Raw genomic sequence first — 21,097 nt, 5'->3', positions numbered from 1 at the left:
GGTCCCCGCCGCGCTGGTCGCCGGGCACGGCCCCTTCACCTGGGGCGCCGGCGCCCGTAAATCGTTGGAACACGCCATCATCTGCGAGGCCGTCGCCGACATCGCCCTGCACACCCTCAGCCTCAACCCCACCACCCCGCCCCCACCCCACCTCCTCCAACGCCACTACACCCGCAAACACGGCCCCAACGCCTACTACGGCAACCCGGACAAGGCGCCGACCTCCAGCTGACGACCGGTCAACTCACGGAACGGCGGGGCCGGTGATGTACCGCCCCTGCCGGTCGTACGGCCACACGTTGGGCACGCAGCCGTGCATGCCCTTGATCTGCTGCATCATCGCGGGCGCCGGCTGTCCGGGGCCCGGGCAGCCGGCGTGGCCGTGGCCGAGGAAGTGGCCGACCTCGTGGTTGATGATCAGCGCGCGGTAGGCGGTGACGTCCTTGGCGTAGACGGGGGTGGCCAGCAGCCAGCGTTTGAGGTTGACCATCACGTCGTTGGAGACACGGCAGTTGACCTCACCCTCGGTCCGCAGTCCGTACGCGCCGCAGATCTTGTCCACGGTCTGGGGCGTCGCGATCTTCACGGCGAAGTCGGCGGTGTCGCTGGAGACGCGCTGGAACGCCGAGTGGCCGTCGGCCGTCCAGCCGCGCCGGTCGGCGAGGATGCGCTCGACCTCCTCGGCGGCGGCCCGGGGGGACACGTCGAGGCCGTCCTCCACCTCGACCCGGTAACGCCACACCTTGCCGGTGCCGACCTCGGGGCTGGTGCCGGGTGCGGTGGTGAACGTGCCCGGGCCCGTGACCGGGATCGCCTTCGGGGAGGGAGACGCGGACGGGCTGTGGCTGGGGGAGGGCTTGCTGCTGGGGGACGGCGTGGGGGCCTTGGACTTGGCCTGGGTGTGTTCACGGGGCCGGGCGTCCGCCTGGTCGTCGCCGTGGCCGGGGGCGGTCCAGCCCACGGCCGCGAAACCCGCTGCGCCCAGCACGGCGATCGCGGCGACACCTCCCCATAGCCGCCCCTTCCGTCCGCTCACCACGGCGTGGGCGGGGCCACTGGGACGGCGGCGGCTGCTGGATCGAGTTGCTTTGTGCGCGGTCATGGTGGCTCAGGTTGTGGCCGCTTTGTGATCGAACCTGGCTCGGGAGATAACGAAAAGATAACGCCCATCTGGTTGGCCGCTCGTGTGATCATCCGGTAACAGCACCCCGGCCGGCCGCACGACGTGCTGATACTGAGCCCATGCCACGTGTACTGCTGATCGAAGACGACCGCGCCGTGCGGGAGGGTGTCGCCCTGGCCCTGCGCCGGCAGGGCCACGAGGTCGGTACCGCCGTGACGGGGGAGGAGGGACTCCAACAGGCCCGTTCCTTCCGGCCGGACGTGGCGGTGCTGGATCTGATGCTGCCCGGCATGCCCGGCCTGGACGTGTGCCGTGCGCTGCGCGACCTCGACCAGACGCTGCCGATCATCATGGCCACCGCGCGGGGCGACGACGAGGACATCGTCGTGGGGCTGGAGGCCGGAGCCGACGACTACGTGGTCAAGCCCGTGCAGGCGCGGGTCCTGGACGCCCGTATCCGCGCCGTGCTGCGCCGGGCTGCCCAGGCGCCCGGCGACGGCGGCATACCGAAACTCGACACGTACGGGGACCTGACCGTCGACCGGGCCGGCTTCTCGGTCGCCCTGCGCGGTGTGCCCGTGTCGCTCGCCGCCTCCGAACTGCGTCTCCTGCTGACCCTGTCCGCCTCGCCCGGGCAGGTCTTCAGCCGGCAGCAACTGCTGGAGGCGGTCTGGGAGCACAGCTACCACGGCGACGCGCGTCTGGTGGACGCCTGCGTCAAGCGGCTGCGCGCCAAGATGGGCGAGCCCCGCTACATCGAGACCGTGCGCGGCTTCGGCTACCGGTTCGCCGCACGGTGACCCGCGCTCGCAGGGCCCGCGTCCGCGGGCTGTCCGCCCGGCGCTCCAGAGTGCCCCAACTGCTCGGCCTGCGCACCCGGTTGGTTCTCGCGTTCGCGCTCGTGGCGGCGCTCACCGCGGCCACGACCGGCGCCCTGACCTTCCGCGAGGCGCGCACCGGTGTGCTCCAGCAGAGCCAGGACGCGGTGATCTCACAGCTGCGCGCCCAGACGAACCGGCTCGCCCCCGACCTCGACATACCGCCCACCCAGGACCGGCTGCGGCGGTTCGCGTCGGACGTCGCGGCCTCCGAACCGTCCGGTACCTGGCGGGTCATGGTGACCTACGGCGAGTTGAGTGCGACGTCCGCCGCCGGAGACCGGTTCGCGGAACTGACGCCCGCCCTGCGCGAGGCCGTACGGTCCAGCGTGGCCACCGTCTTCCAGCGGGTCCGCACCGGCGACCACACCTCCCTCGTCGTCGGCATGTCCGTGGCGTTCACCAACGGCGCCGCGTCGGGCCTGCGGATCTTCCTGACCGTCCCCCAGGCCACGGAACAGGCCTACGTCGACGCCCTGGTCACGGCCGTCGAACGGGCCACCGTGCCCGCCCTGGTCCTGGCCGTGCTCCTCGCCCTTCTCGCCGCCCGCGGCGTCCTGCGCCCGGTGCGCGCGCTGCGCAGCGCCACCCGCAGCATCGCCGAGGGACGCCTCGACACCCGCCTCGCCGTCAACGGTTCCGACGAACTGGCCGACCTGTCGCACACGTTCAACGAGACGGCCGCCGCCCTGGAGGCGTCGGTGGCCGAACTGCGCGGCATGGAGGCCCGCGCCCGCCGGTTCGCCGCCGACGTCTCGCACGAACTGCGCACCCCGCTGGCCGCCATGTCGGCGGTCACCGACGTCCTCGACGAGGACGCCGCCCGCCTCGACCCGGACACCGCCACCGCGGTCCGCCTGATCAGTGAGGAGACCGTGAAACTGGCCCGCCTGGTGGACGACCTGATGGAGATCTCCCGCTTCGACGCGGGCGCCGCGGTGCTGCACCTCGACGAGATCGACCTCGCCGAGTCACTGCGCCGCACGCTCGCCGCCCGCGCCTGGACCGACCTGGTGGACACCGAACTGCCGCCGCCCGACACCCTGCGCGGACGCGTCGACCCGCGCCGCCTCGACGTGGTCGTGGCGAACCTCGTCGGCAACGCCCTCAGGCACGGCGCCCGCCCGGTCCGACTGCGCCTGACCGGCTCGACCGGAACAGAGCGCCGTGCCGTCATCGAGGTGCTGGACAGCGGCCCCGGCATCCCCGACCACGTCCTGCCCCACGTCTTCGAACGGTTCTACAAGTCCGACGCCGCCCGCACCCGCACCGAGGGCAGCGGACTCGGCCTCGCGATCACCGCCGAGAACGTCCGCGTCCACGGCGGGACCGTGCGCGCCGCCAACCGGCCGGAGGGCGGCGCGGTCTTCACCGTCGAACTCCCGCTGCACACCGAGGAGAACCGGTGACCAGACCCCTACGCCGCTGGGCGTCCGTCATGGTGCTGCCGGCACTGGGCCTGCTCGCCTCCTGCGGCATCCCCACCACCGGAGTGGTGCAGTCCGGCGTCCCCGCGAGCGGACTCATGCCGACGATCCAGGTCTACTTCGTCACCGGCGGCGTCCTGCACGGCGTCTCCCGCCGTACCGTGGCACCCCCCGACGTCGAGTCGGCGCTCCAGATGCTGCTCGCAGGTCCCACCCCGGGCGAACAGACCGAGGGGCTGAGGTCGCTGCTGCCCTCCCTTGAGTCCCCTCCCACGGCTCTCTTCCCCACGGAAGCGCCCACCCCGGACCAGAGTGCGGCCGCCCGGACGTCGAAGTGGGTGCAGGTCGCCTCCCGCAAGGACCGCGTGGACATCCGGCTCACCGTCGCCATGGGCGGCAAGACCGACCTCGCCGCGGCGCAACTCATCTGCACAGCCCTCTCGGCAGAGCGCGTCGCCGCCCCCGGAACCAGGCCCCTGCCCGTCACGGTCACGGCCGCGGAGGGCCGCGAGATCCGGTCCTCCGACACCGAATGCCCGGCCTGATAACGCGCTCGACATGATGCGTACGCAGTACACGGAGCGAACGCACGCAGTAGGTTACTTGAGTTACGCAACAAGATGGTAAAGTGGAACGCATGGCCACTCCACCGCTCCCCGAACTACCCGACACCCCCGCGTCCGAGGAGGTCATCGAGATCGAGCGCGCGCTCACCCGGATCACCTACCTGAGCACCCGCGCCCGCCAGCACGAGCGGCTGATGGCACTGGCCGGCGTGCCCCTCGACCGCGCCGCGGTGGCGCTGCTGCGCCAGGTCGCCGACTCCGAGCCGCTGCGCCCCGGCGAACTCGCCACCCGCCTCGGCGTGGAGGCCTCGCACGTCACCCGCACCGTGCAGCAACTGCAGAAGTCCGGCTACGTCACCCGCGTCCCCGACCCCGTCGACCGCCGCGCCCAGCGCATCCAGCTGACCGAGACCGGACGGCAGGCCATCGCCCGTGTCCGCGACGCCGGCGCCCGCGGCATGCAGCTCGCCCTGTCCGACTGGACACCGGAGGAACTGCGCCAGCTGGCCACGCTCTTCCACCGCATGGTCGACGACTTCCTCACCCACGCCATCGACGAGGAAACCGAGCACACGACCGTCTGACGCCCGGCACACCGACATCGCGCGCCGACCGGCCGACCGAGCACCCGCCGACGGTTCACGCAGACCACACAGCAGCAGCCGACCCGGCACCGGCGGCGCGACCAGCCACAGCCACCGCCCGTGGAACCAACGGCCCGCGCGGAGGCGACTTTTACCGTCCGGCTAGTATGCCGCGGCAGGCCCCCCAGAGGAGGAACCGTGCCACGGTCCGAACGCTCGCCCTTGCTGCTCGCCGGCCTCTTGGCCACCGCCGGAGTCGCCCACTTCGCCTCACCACGCCCCTTCGACGCCACCATCCCCGATGCCCTGCCCGGCACCCCGAGGACCTGGACCTACGCCAGTGGCGCCGTCGAACTCGCCCTCGCCGCCGGCCTCGTCCTGCCCCGCACCCGCAAGACCGCCGCCCTCGCCGCGGCCGCGTTCTTCGTCGGCGTCTTCCCGGCCAACGTCAAGATGGCCGTCGACTGGCGCCAGCGCCCCACCCCCCACAAGGCCGCCGCCATCGGACGACTGCCCCTGCAGCTGCCCCTCGTCCTGTGGGCCCGCAGCATCGCCAGGAGCGGGGAGAGCCAGGCATGAGCGAGCGCATCAACATCGGCGACAAGGTCGACGACTTCGAACTGCCCGACGAGACCGGCACCCCGCGCAGCCTCTCCGGACTGCTCGCCGACGGACCCGTCGTCCTCTTCTTCTACCCCGCGGCCCTGAGCGCCGGCTGCACCGCCGAGGCCTGCCACTTCCGCGACCTCGCCGCAGAGTTCGCCGCGGTCGGCGCCCGCCCCGTCGGCATCAGCGGCGACACCGTCGAACGCCAGCAGGAGTTCTCCGGCCGCCACACCCTCGGCATGCCCCTGCTCTCCGACGCCGACGGAACCGTCCGCGAGCGCTTCGGCGTCAAGCGGGGCTTCAACCTCGCGCCCACCAAACGCGCCACGTTCGTCATAGCCCAGGACCGCACCGTCCTGGACGTGATCCGCAGCGAACTCCGCATGAACACCCATGCGGACCGCGCATTGGCGGCCCTGCAGAGCCACCAGAAGTGACCCCCGCCAACGCGCGGCCCTCCGGGGTCGCGCGTTTCGGTTGAAGCGGTGCGACAAAACAACCATCCTGAACTCTATGGAGCACGGCTCTGCTGCGGTGATCGTCGATGCCGAGGGCATGGTGACGGGGTGGAGCGAGGGTGCCCGGCGACTGACCGGCTACACCGCCGACGAGGCCGTGGGGCGGGCCGTGCGGGAGCTGGTCGTCGAGGCGCCGTCGGCCGAGGCCCTGGCGGCGCTCGCCGGGAGGGTGGTGGTGCGGCATCGGGACGGCTCCAGCGTCAGCCTCGATGCGCGGGCCTGTCCCGTCACCGGTGAGGGCGGTGCGGCGGCGGGCCATGTGATCACGGCCGAGGCGGTCGACGCGGCGCCCGAGTCGGCAGGGACGCTGGCCGCCCGGGCCTTTGAGCAGGCGTCGATGTCCATGTCGGTGTTCGACACGCGCCAGCGCTATCTGCGGCTCAACGACGTGGCCTGCCGGGTCATGGGGGTGTCGGAGGACGTCCTGCTGGGCCGGCACTTCTCGGACACCGTGGAGGACGCCGAGCACAGCCGTGGCTTCCTCGCCCATCTGCGGCAGGTCGCCGAGACGGGCCGGCCCACCCGGTACGAGAGCTACACCGGCGCGCCGGCCCTCAACCGTGATCATGCCTGGACCACGGACATGTGGCCGCTGCGGGACGCCTCCGGCGCGGTGTGCGCGGTCGCGCTGGCGGCGTTCGACAGTACCGAGCAGTACTGGGCGCGTGAGCGTCTGGCGCTGCTGAACGAGGCGGCGGCGTCGATCGGGACCACGCTGGACGTGGTCCGTACCGCCGAGGAGCTCGTGGAGCTGCTGGTGCCGCGGTACGCGGACTTCGCGAGCGTGGATCTGCTCGACTGGGTGCTGGGCGCGGAGGAGCGGCCGACGCTGCCGGAATTCGACATCCTGCTGCGCCGTGTCGCGCACGGCTCGGTGACGGAGGGCACGCCGGAGGCGGCGGTGCGGATCGGGGACGCGGACCTGTACCCCTCGTTCTCGCCGCCGGCGATGGCCTTGCGTGCGGGGCGGGCCGTCGTCAGCCAGGCGGGGGAGCCGGAGTTCATGCGGTGGGTCGCCGAGCGCAATGCCCGCGCTCCGGAGGGCCGGCCGCAGCGCAGGGGTGTGCACTCGATGCTGGCGGTGCCGTTGCGGGCGCGCGGCACGACGCTGGGTGCGGCGGTGGGCGTACGGATCGCGAATCCGGACGACTTCGGGGACGACGACGTCGTACTGGCGGAGGAACTGGCCAGCCGGGCGGCCGTGTGTATCGACAACGCCCGTCGGTTCGCGCGCGAGCGCAGCACGGCGTTGGCGCTGCAGAACAGTCTGCTGCCGAAGGGACTGCCCGGACAGGCCGCGGTGGAGGTGGCGCACCGTTATCTGCCCTCGGGTGCCCTGGTCGGGATCGGCGGCGACTGGTTCGACGTGATCCCGTTGTCCGGCAGCCGTGTCGCCCTGGTCGTCGGGGACGTCGTGGGGCACGGCATTCCGTCGACGGCGACGATGGGCCGGCTGTGTACGGCCGTACGCACGCTGGCGGACGTGGATCTGCCGCCGGACGAGCTGCTCACCCACCTCGACGATCTCGTCACCCATCTGGCCTCGGGCGACAGCGGTGAGGAGGTCGCGGAGCTGGGGGCCACCTGTCTGTACGCGGTCTACGACCCGGTCTCGCGGCGGCTGAACGTCGCGGCCGCCGGTCATCCGGGGCCGGCGCTGTTGCTGCCGGACGGCACGGCGAGACTGATCGAGATGACGGCCGGGCCTCCGCTGGGCGTCGGGGGCCTGCCGTTCGAGGCGATGGAGCTGGAGGTGCCCGAGGGCGCCGTGGTGGCCCTCTACACCGACGGTCTGCTCGAGGACCGGGACCGGGACGTCGACCATGCCACCGCCGAGCTGTGCCGTGCGCTGACCGCACCCGTCGACACCCTGGAGGCGCTGTGCGACACGGTGCTCAAGGCGGTGCTGCCGGAGGAACCCAGCGACGACGTGGCGCTGCTGCTCGCCCGCACCCGGGCGCTGGGCGCGGACCGCGTGGCCACCTGGGACATCACACCGGACCCGGAGCGGGTGGCCGCGGCCCGGCAGGCCGCCACCGAGCAGTTGTCGGCGTGGGGCCTGGACGAGGCGGCGTTCGTGACGGAGCTGGTGGTCAGCGAGCTGGTCACGAACGCCATCCGCTACGGCGCCCCGCCCATCCAGCTGCGGTTGATCCGCGACCGCACGCTGATCTGCGAGGTCTTCGACGGCAGCTCCACCTCGCCGCATCTGCGCCGGGCGCACGCCTTCGACGAGGGCGGCCGCGGACTGCTGCTGGTCGCCCAGCTCACTCACCGCTGGGGCAGTCGGCAGACCGGCCGGGGCAAGACCATCTGGGCGGAGCAGCCGCTGCCTCCGGGCTGATCACTGGAAGGAGCAGCCGGGGTTGGGCACGTCCTCCGAGTAGGGGGCGCCGTGCGGGAGGACGTAGAGGACGTCGAGAACGAGCGGGGTGGTGCCCTCGTTGCGGCCGAGGTGGACGTCACCGGGACCGCCCGGCTCGCGGACGGTGGTGCCCCTCGGGTAGACGCCGTCCTCGGCGCAGTCGGCGTGGTAGTGGCTGAGGGTGCCCTGGCGGACGAAGCCGTAGACGGTGCCGTCGTGGTAGTGCCAGCCGGTGCTCTGGCCGGGCGGGACCGTGATCTCGCGGACGACGTAGTCGGTGTCGCCGACGGTGGTCTGGCTGATGAGCCTGGCGGTCACCCCTGGTCCGGGCGGTGTGGCGCCTGCCGTGCCGCAGGTGGTGAGGACGGTGCCGGTGACGATCGCGCCGACGAGGGCGGAGCGGAGCGCGGTGCGCATGCGAGGGCCTCTCTGCACATGGGGTGAAGATCGAGTACCGCTGTGAAGATAGAGGCCCGGGAGGCTGGTTGGGACCGGAACGGATCAATTTCGGCGAGGAAGCGGGCCGACGGGTCCAGTTCCGTGCCGGCTGGTCCGTGCGTGCACCGCTGATTTAGAAAAAGGCCCCGTTGGGAACACGTAGCTGCGTAATTCGACGACGTGCGGCGACGTGAGGCGGTGACGTGCAGGTGAGCGACGCCCTGCGCCGGTCGCGTCGGCATCCCGGTGCCGGGCCCGGCGGCAGCCGCGGCCCGCGTCGGATGCGGTACGTCGTGCTGGGCAGCCGGCCGGCCCGTGGACAGGGGACGGTGGCCCGTGCGCGCCGGGCGTCGGCATCCGCGCCGGGGGCCGGGAACGGCGTGGACGTGCACCACGGGCTGAGGGTGAGTGCCGCCTACGCGTGGCGGCTGCTGGTGCTCGGGGCGGCCGTGTACGCGGGCTTCGTGATTCTGGGACGCCTGCAGCTGGTCGCTGTCGCGTTGTTCCTCGCCCTGGTCGTGACCTCCGTACTGCGTCCCCTCGCCGATCTGCTGGCGCGCCGGCTGCCGAGGGCGCTCGCGGTGGTGGTGAGCGTCGTGGGAAGCCTGGCGCTGTTCCTCGGACTGCTGGCGCTGGTCGGTGAGCTGGTGGCGAGCGAGTGGGACCGGCTGGGGCGGGAGTTCAGCGGGGGGATCGGGCGCATCGAGCGGTGGCTGCAGGGAGCTCCGTTCCATGTGAGTCCCACGGTGACGTCGGATCTCCAGGGCAAGGTCAACACCTTCGTGTCGGAGCACCGCTCCACGCTGATCACCAGCGCGGTGAGCGGCGCCGGGCGGCTCGTGGAGGTGCTGACCGCGGGGGTGCTGGCGCTGTTCTGCTCCTTGTTCTTCATCCATTCCGGGGACCGGTTCTGGCACTGGTTCCAGGAGTGGCTGCCGCAGCCGGCCCGGGACCCCTGGAACCGGGCGGGCCGCGCGGCGTGGCGGACGTTCGCCGGGTACACGCGGGGCATCGTGATCGTGGCGGCCACCAACGCGGTGCTGGTCGGCATCGCCCTGTTCGTGCTGCGGGTGCCGCTGGCCCTGCCGCTGACGCTGCTGGAGTTCTTCGCCGCGTTCATCCCTCTGGTGGGATCGCCCATCGCGCTGGGCGTGGCCACAGTGGTCGCGCTGGCCTCGCGCGGGCCGGTCATCGCGATCGTGGTCCTCGCGCTGATCGTCATCGTCGGTCAGATCGAGGGCCATGTGCTGCACCCGCTGGTGATGAGCTGGGCGGTGCGGCTGCATCCGGTCGTCGTGGCGGTCTCCGTGATCGCCGGCAGCATCCTGGCGGGGGTGATCGGCGCGGTCGTCGCCGTGCCGATGGTGTCGGTGGCCTGGGCGGTCCACCGCGAACTGCGCGCCCCCGCCGGCCCGAGGCAGAGACGAACGGATACCTGAGGCAGCCCGCTATCCCTTGGCGCCGTCGTCGGCTGCGACCTGCGCGAGCGTACGGCCGCTGCTGACCGAGCGGGCCCGGCGCGGATCCGGGGTGCCGTGCCCGGAGGCCTTCGCGCGGCCGGCCCGCACCAGCAGCCAGGCCTCTTCCCGGTCGCCGTCCTTGCCGCCGCGGAACCGGGTGAGGGCGTACTCGCCGTGCAGTTTGGATCCCTTGAGGCGGAAGCGGGCGTGTCCGCCCTCCAGGGACTGCCCGAAGTCGACGGGCCGCCCCTTGCGGTCGTGGCTGAGCGGCTCGTACGTGCCGTGGTCCCACACGATCACCGTGCCCCCGCCGTACTCGCCCCGCGGGATCACGCCCTCGAAGTCCTCGTACTCCAGGGGATGGTCCTCGGTGGGCACGGCGAGCCGCTTGTCGTGCGGGTCGTCGGAGGGCCCCTTGGGGACGGACCACGACTTCAGCACGTCGCCGACCTGCAACCGGAAGTCGAAGTGCAGGGTGCCGGCGTCGTGGATCTGTACGACGAAGCGGGGCTCGTCCCCCGCGGCCGCCGACCGACCCCGTGGCTCCCCGGTCCGCCGGAAGTCGCGCTTGTCGTGGTAGTCCCGCAGCCGGTCCCGCTCACCCACCCGTGGCTCCCTCCGCACGTCCGGTCCCTCGCGGCCGCCCGAGTACCCCGCGCGGCGGCTCAGAACTCCTCGTGCACCACCGGATCGCCGCCCAGACGCCGGTGGGCGCGGTCGGCTACGGCTGCCAGCTGGTCGGCGTCGAGCTCGAAGCCGAAGATGTCGAGGTTCTGCCGCTGCCGCTCGGGGTCGGAGGACTTCGGGACGGGCAGCGCGCCGAGCTGGGTGTGCCAGCGCAGGACGACCTGCCCGGGTGTCACGCCGTGGGCCTCGGCGACGGAGACGACGGCCGGGTCCTCGAGGAGGCTGCTGCCCCGGCCGAGCGGGCTCCAGCTCTCGGTGACGATGCCCTTGTCGCTGTGGAACGCGCGCAGCTGTTCCTGCGGGAAGAGCGGGTGCAGCTCGATCTGGTTCACCGAGGGCAGCACACCGGTCTCCTTCTCCAGTCGCTCGATGTGCTCAGCGGTGAAGTTGGAGACGCCGATGGAGCGGACCAGCCCGTCCTCGCGGAGCTTGATCATGGCGCGCCAGGAGTCGACGTACTTGTCGACGCGGGGCAGCGGCCAGTGGATCAGGTACAGGTCCACGTACTCCAGGCCCAGTCGCCTGCGGGACTCCTCGAAGGAGGCGAGCGTCTCCTCGTGGCCGTGGTGGCGTCCGGGCAGCTTCGTCGTGACGACGACCTCCTCGCGCGGGATGCCGCTGCGGGCGATGCCGAGGCCGACTCCGGACTCGTTGCGGTAGTTGGCCGCCGTGTCGACCAGGCGGTAGCCCGTCTCCAGGGCCCCGGCCACGGCGCGTTCCGCCTCCGCGTCGCTCATCGGCCAGGTGCCCAGTCCGATGGCGGGGATCGTCGTGCTGTCGTTGAGCGTGTACGTCGGAATGCTGACCACGTCGGGACCTTTCCCTCGACTGCGCCGGACCTCCAGCCTCACCGATGGGGTGAGGTCCGATCAAACGCGGTGGTCGGGGACGTGGGAGGGGCGGCCCGGGCCGGCGGGGCGTCGACCCGGGCCGCCCGGCGCCGTCACCTGCCGTAGCCGGCGGCGGTGATGTTGGCCTGTACGGCGTTCTCGGTGGAGTCCGAGGGGTAGCCGGAGGTCATGACGCCTTCGTAGAACGTGCCGGCGGCTCCGTGGCTGTTGTCGCCGCCGATGCCGAGGATGATGGCGCCCTCCTTCTTCATCGGGTTGTAGCCGGAGACGTTGGGGCGGACCCCGTTGTAGAAGGTGGACAGGCCGCCGGACTGGGCGTTGCCGCCGCGGATGGCCCATTTGTTGGGCCCGCCCTTGATGACGGCGGTCAGATAGCGGTGGCTGATGGAGGGGTCGTTCGCGTTGTAGTGCTGGTTGACGCCGGAGAACAGGCCGTTCTCGAGGTCGGCCATGATCCAGGGGCCGTTGCCGCTGCCGTAGCCCCAGGACTTGCTGTTGCCGAAGTAGATGGCCTCCATGGTGCCGTTGCCGTTGTCGCGGCTGTTGGTCTCGGCGTTGCCGTAGTCGAAGCAGCAGCCGCCGTTGTGGTGCGTGCCGTCGAGGACGGCGTACATGCCCTCCGCCTGGTCGCCCTTGGCGACGCCGTTGGTCTTGTTGTTGCGGTAGCCGGTGCCGGGGGCGACGTAGACGCCGTAGGCCTTGTGGCCGGCGACCGTGATCGGTGCCGCGGTGGCGTTGGCGAGGTTGTCGTACCCGCCCGCGGCCGGCCCGGAGAAGCCTCCGGGGGGCGCCTGGGTGAGGCGGTTGCCCCGGCCGGACTGGTCGTAGATGACGGTGATGACGCAGGACGTGCCCGCGCAGAAGGAGTCCTGGGCGGACGCGTTCGCGACGCCTCCCGCGCCGAGGACGCCGATGTCGCGAGTGGCGTTGTCGGAGGCGCGTCGCACCTGGTAGAGCGGGCCGTTGTAGGAGGAGTACAGGGCGCGGGTCGTGCTGTGGGCGGCCACACAGGGTGTGCCGCCGGAGGCGTACAGGTCGCAGGGCAGCGATCCCGCGGCGTGGGAGGCCGGGGCGGTGCCGGTGAGGATGCCGGCGCCGAGGGCGAGGGCCGCTCCGGTGGCGAGGAGGGCGCGGCGGGAGGGACGTAACGACGGTCGGACGATCACGGGAAGCTCCTTGGGTCGTGGTGAAGGGGACGGTCAGCAGGTGGAGTTGGTCTGGGTGAGCAGGCCCAGTCGCCAGGGGAGGGTGTTGTAGTTACCGCTCGCGTTGGGGTTGAGGCCCTGGTAGAGGTACTGGAGCCGGCAGGAGGGGATGGTCAGCGTCTGGTCGTATCCGGCGCGGATCATCTCTCCGTGGCTGATGTCCTTCGTCCACGCGCCCGCCGGGAAGGTGACGTTGGTGGCGCGGGCGAGGGGATTGCTCTCGGTGGCGGCCAGCGGGGTCCACGAGCCCGCGATACTGCCGGAGGTCCAGGAGCGGAAGTAGCGCCGGCCGTCGGAGCCGATGGCCTCGACGATCAGCAGGTACTGGTTGCTGCCCTGCACCTTGTAGACGTTGCTCGCCTCGAACAGGGCGAACTTGTTGGAGTCCTGGGCCGCGATGACGGTGTTGGTGAAGCCGTTCGGGAACTGGGACAGGCCGGTCTGCGAGCGGTACAGGTGTCCGTTGTCGTCCGAGGAGAACAGGTAGCACCTGGCGCTGTCGCAGATCACCCACATGTCGACCCAGTAACCGCCGCCGATGTTCTGCCTGATGATGTCCGGCATCGAGGCGTAGAAGTTGCGTGGCGCGCTCCAGCCGTTGGGGTTGCTGATGTCGGCGTTGGTGGAGTACGAGGCGTTGCCGGTCTGGTAGACGAGGTACCAGAGTTTCTGCGGCGCGAAGTAGAAGATCTGCGGGGCGGCCCGGTAGCCGGTGCCGATCGCGCCGCGGTCGAGGTAGTGGTGCGTGGCCGAGCCGGCCTGCGACCAGTCGCTGAAGCTGAGGTACACCAGGCTGTAGCCGGAGGAGCTCGCTACGCTCGCGAAGACGTGGTACTTGCCGTTGTAGTACACGACCGACGGGTCCTTGATCCCCGCGATGTTGTGTGTCGAGTCGGGCTTGGGAGCGATCAGCGCGCCGCTCGAACTCCATCGGAAGCTCGACGGGAGGGCGGCGGCGGAGGCGCGGGCGGTGGTCGCGGGCGTGCCGCCGAGCGCCGTGAGCACCGCGTTGTACGCCGGCTTCTTGTTGCCGTTGTTGTCGAACAGCAGCGGCTTCTGTCCGGTGCGCCAGGAGTCGCTGTCCCGGACGCCCCACACGGTGATGCCCTTGCAACGCGCCACGTTCATGCACGCTTTGACGGTGTTCGCGTAGGCGGTGGCCGGTGCCTGCGCGATGTCGAGTTCGGTGATCTGCACGTCGACGCCGAGCGCGGCGAAGTTCGACAGGGTGGTCTGGAAGCTCGCGGGCGGGCCGCCGGTGCCGAAGTGGGACTGGAAGCCGACGCAGTCGATGGGCACGCCGCGGGACTTGAAGTCGCGGACCATGGCGTAGACGCCCTGGGTCTTGGCGGCGTTCCAGTCCTCGATGTTGTAGTCGTTGTAGCAGAGCTTGGCGGCAGGGTCGGCGGCCCGCGCGGTGCGGAATGCCTCCTCGATGAAGCCGTTGCCGAGGACGTTCTGGAACACCGAGCCGCGGTGCTGGCTGCTGCCGTCGGCGAACGCCTCGTTGACCACGTCCCAGGCGTAGATCTTGCCCTTGAAGTGGTTCATCTCGGTGGTGATGTGGGTCTTCATCACGCTGCGCAGGGTGGTGGCGTCGGTGATGGAGCTGACCCAGCCGGGCAGTTGGGAGTGCCAGACGAGGGTGTGGCCGCGCATGCGCTGGCCGTGGGCGGCGGCGTGGTTGACGATCTGGTCTGCGGGGCCGAAGTTGAACGAGCCGCGGGAGCGCTCGGTGGTGTCCCACTTCATCTCGTTCTCCGGGGTGATCATGTTGAATTCCCGGTCGAGAATCGTGGAGTACGTCGAGTCACCGAGCTTCCCGGCGGCCGCGGCGGTGCCGAAGTAGCGCCCGGACTGGGCTGCCTGGGCTCCGAGGGTCGAGGCCTTGACGGTGGTGGCGTCGGGCGCCGCGGCCGCTGTTCCGGCGGCCAGGAGTGCGGTGGCGGCCAGCAGGCCGACGGCGGAGAGCCGACGCCCTCGTAAGGGGTGGAAAGGGTTCATGACGCTCCTGTGCGGTGGTGTGGGGTGCACGCATGTGAGCAGGACATGACATCCGGGAGTCGATATGTCGAACGTCGACCGTCGTCTCGGACGTCTTGGATGATAGGAGGCCCACAGGAAGCGTCAATCCTTCTCGCATCATTCGTCATTCACTTCGAAAGTTTCGATCCGCTGGTTTCTCCCGTCGACGGCTCGAGACACCCTGTCGCCAGACGCCAAAAACGCTGTCACGATCTCGGTGGCGGCTCGCACCGAGCCTCCACGGACGACCGACGGAGCGCGCATGACGGCGGAGTGGGACGCGATGGCAACGGCTGGACGGGCGGCCGGGATCGAGGTGCGACCGGTCGCCGGGCACATCGGGGCCGAGATCACGGGCGCCGACCTGGCCGGCGACCTCGACGACGCCGTCGTCGCCGCGATCCGGGCGGCCCTACTGCGCTGGAAGGTCGTGTTCTTCCGCGGCCAACGGCTCGACCACGCCGCCCACGTGGCCTTCGCGCGCCGGTTCGGCGAGCCCGTCGTGCTGGGCAAGCGGGGCAGTGCCTCCCCGCCCGACGTGCCCGAGGTGGAGACCACCGCCGACCGGCTGGAGCTGGGCGGGAAGTTCGGCATGGAGCACGAGGAGTGGCTGCGGCGCCGGCGGCACACCCTGCTGCGCGGGTGGCACTGCGACCACGGCGCCCGCATCGACCCGCCGGCGGCGACGATCCTGCGCGCCGAGACCGTACCGCCCTACGGCGGCGACACCACCTGGTCCAACCTGGCCGCCGCCTACGCCGGACTCTCAGCGCCCGTACGGGACTTCGCCGACCGGCTGCGGGCCGAGCACCGTCTCGGCGTCGGCTACCAGCCCCGCCCCGGAGACGACAGCTACCTGCGCCATCTGCTGGACCACCAGGTCGCCTCCGAGCACCCGCTGGTGCGCGTGCACCCCGAGACGGGGGAGCGGGTGCTGTTCGTCAACGGCTACTACCTGGAACAGATCACCGGCGTCTCCCGCCCCGAGAGCCGGGCCCTGCTCGACATGCTGCTGGAACAGGCGGTACGGCCCGAATACACCGTGCGCTTCCGCTGGGAGCCGGGCAGCGTCGCCTTCTGGGACAACCGGGCCACCATGCACCTCGCCCCCAGCGACAACGCCCACCTCGACTTCCCGCGCGTCATGCACCGGGTGATGCTCACCGGCGACATCCCCGTCGGCGTGGACGGCACGCCGTCAAGGCCGATCACCGGCACCGCACCCGGGCGCTGGTGACCTCACACCGACGGCTGCCAGCCGAGCGCCGGGCCCAGCTTCGTGGCCATGTCGGTGAGGATCTGCACGTAGTCCTCGTGCTCGAAGGTGAACGGCAGCGCGAACGCCACCTCGTCCACCTCGCGGAACGCCGCGTGGCCGACCAGCCGCTCGGCGATCTCGTCCGCGGTGCCGACGAGGTCGGGTGCGAACAGCACCCGCGCGGGGCCCTGTGGTGACGTCGTACGAGGGGTGCGCTTGGCCGCGTACTCCTCGTACCGCTTGCGCTGCTCCGGCGTCGCGGAGTCGGTGGGGATGACGACCAGGCCCTGGGAGACGCGGGCGCTGTCCCCGTCCGGGTGCCGGTCACGGAAGGCGCGGATGTGGGAGAGCTGGATCTCGGCGAAGTCGTACGGCCCTTCCGCGTTCTCCGCCTTGACGACGCTGCTGGTCAGGAAGTTCATGCCGTGCTCGCCGGCCCAGCGTGCCGAACTCAGGCTGCCGCCGCCGTACCACATGCGCCGGCCCAGGCCGGGGGAGTGGGGCTGCACTCGATCGGAGAAGACCTCGAAACCTTCGACGCCGCTGAAGTCGGTCGCGCTCTCACCGCGCACGAAGGCGAGCAGCCGTCGCACCCGCTCGTAGGAGAAGTCCTCCGCGTCGGCGGTGTCCGGGTACAGCGCCTCCTTGACCTGGTCGAAGTGCATCGGCGGTCCGACGCTGACACCCGGGTTGACGCGGCCCCCGGACAGGATGTCCACCGTCGCCAGGTCCTCCGCCAGCCGCAGCGGGTTCTCCCAGCCGAGCGGGATGACCGCCGTGCCGAGCTCGATGCGGCGGGTGCGCTGCGAGGCCGCCGCCATCACGGCGACGGGGGAGGAGATGCCGTACTGCAGATGGCGGTGGCGCAGCCACGCGCTGTCGAAGCCGAGCCGCTCGCCCAGCTCGATGATCTCCAGCGTGGACTCGTGGCCCCGCCGTGGGTCGGCCTCGTCGAACAGGCCGATGGTCAAGAAGCCCAGCCTGCGCAGGGGGCGAGAGGTCGGCGGCACGGGTTCCTCCGTGGTTGCTTGATGAATCAAGTAGTACGTCAGTGCCAACCCGGCCGCCGTGAGAAGTGTTCCCGCCCCCGGGGTCGAGATCGGGTCAGGTCAGCGCGATGGTGAACTCGTCCTCGACCGGCGGTTCGATCTCCTGCGCGCGGTTGCCGGTGGCGGCGAAGCAGCGCACCCGCACCGCCTCCGGAGTCACGTCCAGGCGCAGGAAGCTCTTGAAGAAGGGCGGGCTGTAGGTCGCCGAACTCGGCGAGAACAGCTGGGTGTAGATCTTGCGCACCGGCAATCGGAAGCGCGAGGTGCGATCCGGGCGGCCGCCCGCGCCGAGCAGGCTCGCCACCAGACGCACCCGCCGGGTCACCCGCACCGGTCCGCCCGGTGTCCGGGTCGGCCGGATGCCCAGCCGCTCGGCGATCACCGCCATCGCCTCCGCCTCGGTGAGCGTGAAGAAGCGGCGCAGCCGCAGCCGGCGCCCGTACAGGCGGCTGTAGAAGGCGAGGGAGTCACCGCGCAGCGGATAGCAGCGGAAGTCCTTCTCCGTGACGTTGGCGATGTCGACGCGCGGGATGGTGTGCGTGGCGTGCATGAACGCGCCGCCGCCGCCCGAGACGACGTACTGGATCGTGCGGCCCTCCACCCGGACCGGATAGCGCTGGTAGTTGTGGATGTCGCCGCCTATCGCCGCCACGTAGTGATGCGCCGGGTCGCGGACGATGTCGTCGACGGTGCCGCCACCGCCCTCGATCGTGCAGGGGTGGTGCTCACCGTCCACGTACAGGGGCGAGCCGGTCACGAGGATCTTCGGGCGGGGCCCCTGCGAGACCTCACGCAGCCAGGCGCCCTGCTCGGCGTCGATGGTGCCCAGCAGACCCGTGTCGATGCCTATGATCCGCAGCGGGCCGGCGTCGATCGCCCAGTACGGCCCCGGCTGCACCGCCTGCTGCCCGGGTGCGGACCTCAACCGCCGGTCCTCGTCCAGGTGTCGGCCGTCGCCGGAGCGCGGCCGGTGCCACAGCAGCGAACGTATCCACGCCCGCGTGAAGGGCCGCGGCGCCGCCTCGCGGGGCAGGGCCGGCGCGTCCCCGCAGAACACGCGCATGAAGGCACCCAGGTCCTCGTACCAGTCGTGGTTGCCCGGTACCGCGTAGATGGGCGCCGGGTAGTCCTGGTAGGGGCGGAAGAACTTGGTGCCGTAGTCGTCGGCGCTGCCGACCGGATAGATCACGTCACTGGCGATGACGGCGAAGTCCGTCCCCCGACTGATCTTCAAGAAGCCCGGCACCACGGCGTACTGGGAGTCGTCGCCCTCACCCGTGTCGCCCATCAGCATGAAGGAGAACCGCTCGGGGTCGTCACGCCGGATCACCTTGTCGGCGGGTGCCCCCGCCGCCTCCCGCTGGGCCACCCACCTGCCGCGGGTGTGCCCCGTCGGGTCCCCGAACCACGAGGCCACCACACCGTTGCGGGCGGCCCACAGCGTCCTGGGGTTCAGCCAGGAGAGCTTCTCGACCTTGGACGGCATCAGCCGCTTGTACTCACCGGGTTCCGCGACGCCCCAGCCGGCACCTGCGGCGGTATCGCGTGAGGATTCAGACACCGGTGCACCGTAACAACACGCCAATCCCGTTGTTCAGGCGGGAGTTGAAAGATCCAGCCCGCCCAGCACGCACAGCGCCTCGCGCAGGCCACGCGGGCGCGACGGGCCAGGAATCCGGGTCCGCTTTCCAGCCCGGACCGTACAGCAGCACCCGGCTCTGCATCCGGGTACCACGCTCGGCACCCTTCGTGCGTCACCAGTCGTCGGAGCGCGGCGGGGCCCACTGTGGTGCGGCGGGTGCGGTGCCGTACGCCTCCTGCCGGGCCCGCGCGGTCACGGCGGGACCGCCGAGGGGCGTGCCGTCGGGCCGGGGCGCGGGCGCGTCGGCCTGCGGAGGTGACGTCGACCGGTTCCACTCGTCCTCGCCGAGCACCAGCAGCGGGTCGAACATGACCACCACACCGGCCAGCAGCAGGAAGATCGCCGGTCCCAGCAGCATGGGCAGCAGCAGGGACGTGGGCGAGTCGCCCGCGAAGGTGCCCGAGCCGTGCACATGGACGCTGACCGCGGCCATCGCCGTGTAGTGCATGCCGGACACCGCCACGCCCATCACCAGACTGGCACCGAGGCTCGCCAGGAAACCGCGGATGGAGACCGCCGCCCACAGTGCTGCGGTCGCGGCGACGATGGCGATCAGCACGGACAGGCCCACGGTGGCGGGGTCGTACACGATGTCCCCGTTGACCTGCATGGCGGCCATGCCGAGGTAGTGCATCGCGGCGACACCGAGACCGGTGATCACACCCGCGACGCCCAGCGTCACCCGGCCGGCGCCCCGGTAGCCGACGATGAACACGCCGATGCCGACCACGACGATCGCCACGGCCAGACTCAGCAGTGTCAGACCGGCGTGGTAGCGGATCCCGGTCTGTGCGACCTGGAAGCCGAGCATCGCGATGAAGTGCATCGTCCAGATACCGCAGCCGATGGACGCGGCGCCCAGCGCCAGCCAACCCGGCTTCCAGGACTGCTGGTTGAGCAGGGAGCGGACGATGCACCGCAGTCCGAGCGCCCCTCCCAGGCAGGCCATCAGATAGGCCGCCACCGGGGTCACCGCGCCATAGCGGAACCCGTCGATCGTTCCTTGCATACGCCAACTCCCCCCAGAGCCACGGCGGTTGTGGAGCAAGGTCTACGGGGAAGCACCGCACGGAAGCAAGGGCTTACCGCCGGTAATTGAATATTTCTCAACTACCGACGATCGACTCCGGTCATCCATGGGCGAGTTCTCGCCATGATCGGCCCGTTCCGGGCCGGCGGACGCAGATCGCTGCTCCGAGTTCCGTGACGGTCACGCCGGGTTCGACGGCCGAGTTCGGCGCGCAGATCGCGGGTGACCCCTGCCTACCGTTCGCGGCGCAACGTCGCCGACAGGTGATGCTGCAACGGCTGGCCGACCGCCGCCAGGTCGTGGACGAACGCGAGGGTGTCCTCGTCGGTGAGGGTGTAGCGGCGGCGGGTGGCGTCGACCTGTTTGGCCGTGGGGGTCAGGGCCACGCCGTCGGTGGCGAGGTCGACCACGCCGTCGGCCGCCCGGCCCACCGCGATCTCGGCGATCCCGGTCGGCTGGGTGATCAGCGCCTCGACGCGGCCGTCCGGCTGCAGCCGCCACCACCCGCTCTCGCGCGCCGCCGGCCGCACGGGCGCACCGTCGCCGTCGATCAGCCACGCCCGGGCCTCGTACCGCAGGAAGGGCCGCCCGTCATGGCTGAAGGTGACCTCCTGCGCGTACGAGAAGTCCGCGCCGAGCGTCGGGTACTCGCCCTCACCGCGCCCGCGCCACACCCCCAGCAGACCGAGCACGGGTCGCAGCAGCTCATGCGGCTGGGGAGCCGCGTCCGGTCGCCGGCTCTCGGGATACGGGTACTCCGCTACGACGTCGAACACGGCTGCGCTCCTCGGGTTGTGCCGGTGCCGGGGGAGAGCCTAGGGCCGCCGCCCCCTGCTTCAGGCGTCGAAACGGCTGCGGGCCGCCTCGATGTGGCCGAAGTACCGGTGCGTCCAGTCGCACATGCTGTCCACCGTCGCCCGCAGCCCCTGGCCGGCGTCGGTCAGGGTGTACTCGACCCGGGGCGGGACGGTGGGGTGCACCGTCCGCTCCACCAGGCCGTTGCGCTCCAGCATCCGCAGGTTCTGGGTGAGCATCTTGTGGCTGATGCCCTCGATCTCCTTGCGCAGTTCGGTGAAGCGGAGGGTTCCTTCGCCGAGCGCCTCGATGATCAGGAACGCCCACTTGTTGGCCACGTCGGAGAAGATCTCCCGCGCCAACGAGTCCGCCCGCCGCAGATCCGCCGCGTCGACCGAGCCACTGAGTTGCTTGGTTCCCATGAGATCCCCAGTCACTGAACAGCACGTTGTCTTCACTTCTGTACCCACTCTCCTATGGTTCGTCAGTAACCACAAGTGAGTGAATCGTCGTCCGATCACCTTCGTCCGGTAGCGGTAGCGGCAGCGATGGCGGCACAGTGAAATCACAGGTGAGGCACAGTTCAACCG

20 protein-coding genes and 1 pseudogene are annotated in these 21,097 nt (G+C 71.0%); 10 read left to right on the top strand and 11 right to left on the bottom strand.

All coding sequences use genetic code 11. From position 1 onward, the window contains the following. A partial coding sequence (locus tag MKW14_RS35635; RefSeq protein WP_240870153.1) for a class II aldolase/adducin family protein occupies positions 1-232 on the top strand: 232 nt, incomplete at its 5' end. A gap of 12 nt (positions 233-244) precedes the next feature. Here MKW14_RS35635 and MKW14_RS35630 read toward each other — a convergent pair. Further along, entirely contained in the window at positions 245-1,102 is an 858-nt protein-coding gene (locus MKW14_RS35630) for a DUF3152 domain-containing protein (protein WP_374116642.1), read from the bottom strand. Between the two features lie 140 nt (positions 1,103-1,242). On the opposite strand from MKW14_RS35630, the gene MKW14_RS35625 reads away from it, so the two are divergent. From MKW14_RS35625 to MKW14_RS35595, 7 genes are all read left to right on the top strand, one after another. Next, positions 1,243-1,923 (top strand): response regulator transcription factor, encoded by a 681-nt coding sequence (locus MKW14_RS35625; RefSeq protein WP_240870152.1) that lies wholly within the window; start codon positions 1,243-1,245, stop codon positions 1,921-1,923. 50 nt (positions 1,924-1,973) lie between these two features. Further along, complete coding sequence (locus tag MKW14_RS35620) at positions 1,974-3,410, top strand: sensor histidine kinase (protein WP_240870170.1); 1,437 nt, start codon at positions 1,974-1,976, stop codon at positions 3,408-3,410. After that, on the top strand, positions 3,407-3,973 hold the full coding sequence (locus MKW14_RS35615) for a hypothetical protein (protein ID WP_240870151.1): 567 nt from the start codon (positions 3,407-3,409) through the stop codon (positions 3,971-3,973). Before MKW14_RS35620 ends, MKW14_RS35615 begins: the two co-directional genes overlap by 4 nt. A 92-nt stretch (positions 3,974-4,065) precedes the next feature. Then, positions 4,066-4,578 (top strand): MarR family winged helix-turn-helix transcriptional regulator, encoded by a 513-nt coding sequence (locus MKW14_RS35610; RefSeq protein ID WP_240870145.1) that lies wholly within the window; start codon positions 4,066-4,068, stop codon positions 4,576-4,578. 198 nt (positions 4,579-4,776) lie between these two features. Continuing rightward, positions 4,777-5,157 (top strand): DoxX family protein, encoded by a 381-nt coding sequence (locus MKW14_RS35605; RefSeq protein ID WP_240870142.1) that lies wholly within the window; start codon positions 4,777-4,779, stop codon positions 5,155-5,157. Next, positions 5,154-5,621, top strand: a complete 468-nt coding sequence (locus MKW14_RS35600; protein ID WP_276622809.1) for a peroxiredoxin — start codon at positions 5,154-5,156, stop codon at positions 5,619-5,621. Before MKW14_RS35605 ends, MKW14_RS35600 begins: the two co-directional genes overlap by 4 nt. A 76-nt stretch (positions 5,622-5,697) precedes the next feature. After that, on the top strand, positions 5,698-8,046 hold the full coding sequence (locus tag MKW14_RS35595) for a SpoIIE family protein phosphatase (RefSeq protein ID WP_240870140.1): 2,349 nt from the start codon (positions 5,698-5,700) through the stop codon (positions 8,044-8,046). Here the strand turns inward: MKW14_RS35595 and MKW14_RS35590 are convergent, their stop codons facing one another. Further along, positions 8,047-8,484, bottom strand: coding sequence for a cupin domain-containing protein (locus MKW14_RS35590; RefSeq protein WP_240870138.1), 438 nt, complete (start codon positions 8,482-8,484; stop codon positions 8,047-8,049). Positions 8,485-8,708: 224 nt separating this feature from the next. Here MKW14_RS35590 and MKW14_RS35585 point away from each other — a divergent pair, with 224 nt between their 5' ends. Next, complete coding sequence (locus tag MKW14_RS35585) at positions 8,709-9,944, top strand: AI-2E family transporter (protein WP_240870136.1); 1,236 nt, start codon at positions 8,709-8,711, stop codon at positions 9,942-9,944. A 9-nt stretch (positions 9,945-9,953) separates the two neighbouring features. On the opposite strand, the gene MKW14_RS35580 is transcribed toward MKW14_RS35585, so the two are convergent. The 4 genes and pseudogenes from MKW14_RS35580 to MKW14_RS35565 all read right to left on the bottom strand — a co-directional run bounded on the left by MKW14_RS35580 (position 9,954) and on the right by MKW14_RS35565 (position 14,712). After that, positions 9,954-10,571 carry a DNA polymerase ligase N-terminal domain-containing protein gene (locus MKW14_RS35580; protein ID WP_240870134.1) on the bottom strand — a complete coding sequence of 206 codons (618 nt, stop codon included), beginning with the start codon at positions 10,569-10,571 and terminating at the stop codon, positions 9,954-9,956. A 59-nt stretch (positions 10,572-10,630) separates the two neighbouring features. Then, entirely contained in the window at positions 10,631-11,461 is an 831-nt protein-coding gene (locus MKW14_RS35575) for an aldo/keto reductase (RefSeq protein ID WP_240870133.1), read from the bottom strand. Positions 11,462-11,604: 143 nt separating this feature from the next. After that, positions 11,605-12,669: pseudogene (locus MKW14_RS35570) on the bottom strand (arabinofuranosidase catalytic domain-containing protein); the annotation flags it as partial. Positions 12,670-12,702: 33 nt separating this feature from the next. Next, positions 12,703-14,712 carry a glycoside hydrolase gene (locus MKW14_RS35565; protein ID WP_240870131.1) on the bottom strand — a complete coding sequence of 670 codons (2,010 nt, stop codon included), beginning with the start codon at positions 14,710-14,712 and terminating at the stop codon, positions 12,703-12,705. Positions 14,713-14,995: 283 nt separating this feature from the next. On the opposite strand from MKW14_RS35565, the gene MKW14_RS35560 reads away from it, so the two are divergent. Further along, entirely contained in the window at positions 14,996-15,970 is a 975-nt protein-coding gene (locus MKW14_RS35560) for a TauD/TfdA dioxygenase family protein (protein WP_240870128.1), read from the top strand. A gap of 2 nt (positions 15,971-15,972) precedes the next feature. Here the strand turns inward: MKW14_RS35560 and MKW14_RS35555 are convergent, their stop codons facing one another. From MKW14_RS35555 to MKW14_RS35535, 5 genes are all read right to left on the bottom strand, one after another. Further along, entirely contained in the window at positions 15,973-17,001 is a 1,029-nt protein-coding gene (locus MKW14_RS35555) for an LLM class flavin-dependent oxidoreductase (protein ID WP_240870127.1), read from the bottom strand. Positions 17,002-17,095: 94 nt separating this feature from the next. Continuing rightward, the gene (locus MKW14_RS35550) at positions 17,096-18,601 is read right to left on the bottom strand and encodes a metallophosphoesterase family protein (protein ID WP_240870126.1); all 1,506 of its coding nucleotides are present in this window, start codon (positions 18,599-18,601) and stop codon (positions 17,096-17,098) included. A gap of 193 nt (positions 18,602-18,794) precedes the next feature. Further along, positions 18,795-19,691: an MHYT domain-containing protein gene (locus tag MKW14_RS35545; protein ID WP_240870125.1), complete on the bottom strand. Its 897-nt coding sequence runs from the start codon at positions 19,689-19,691 to the stop codon at positions 18,795-18,797. A 254-nt stretch (positions 19,692-19,945) separates the two neighbouring features. Next, positions 19,946-20,488: a heme-binding beta-barrel domain-containing protein gene (locus MKW14_RS35540; protein ID WP_240870124.1), complete on the bottom strand. Its 543-nt coding sequence runs from the start codon at positions 20,486-20,488 to the stop codon at positions 19,946-19,948. A 60-nt stretch (positions 20,489-20,548) separates the two neighbouring features. Next, a complete protein-coding gene (locus MKW14_RS35535; protein WP_240870123.1) occupies positions 20,549-20,929 on the bottom strand; it encodes a winged helix-turn-helix transcriptional regulator in 381 nt (126 codons plus the stop codon). Positions 20,930-21,097: the final 168 nt, after the last annotated feature.

It is taken from the genome of Streptomyces gilvus (assembly GCF_022513565.1).
Taxonomy (GTDB): domain Bacteria; phylum Actinomycetota; class Actinomycetes; order Streptomycetales; family Streptomycetaceae; genus Streptomyces; species Streptomyces gilvus.
This window is presented reverse-complemented; position numbering and strand designations above follow the sequence as displayed.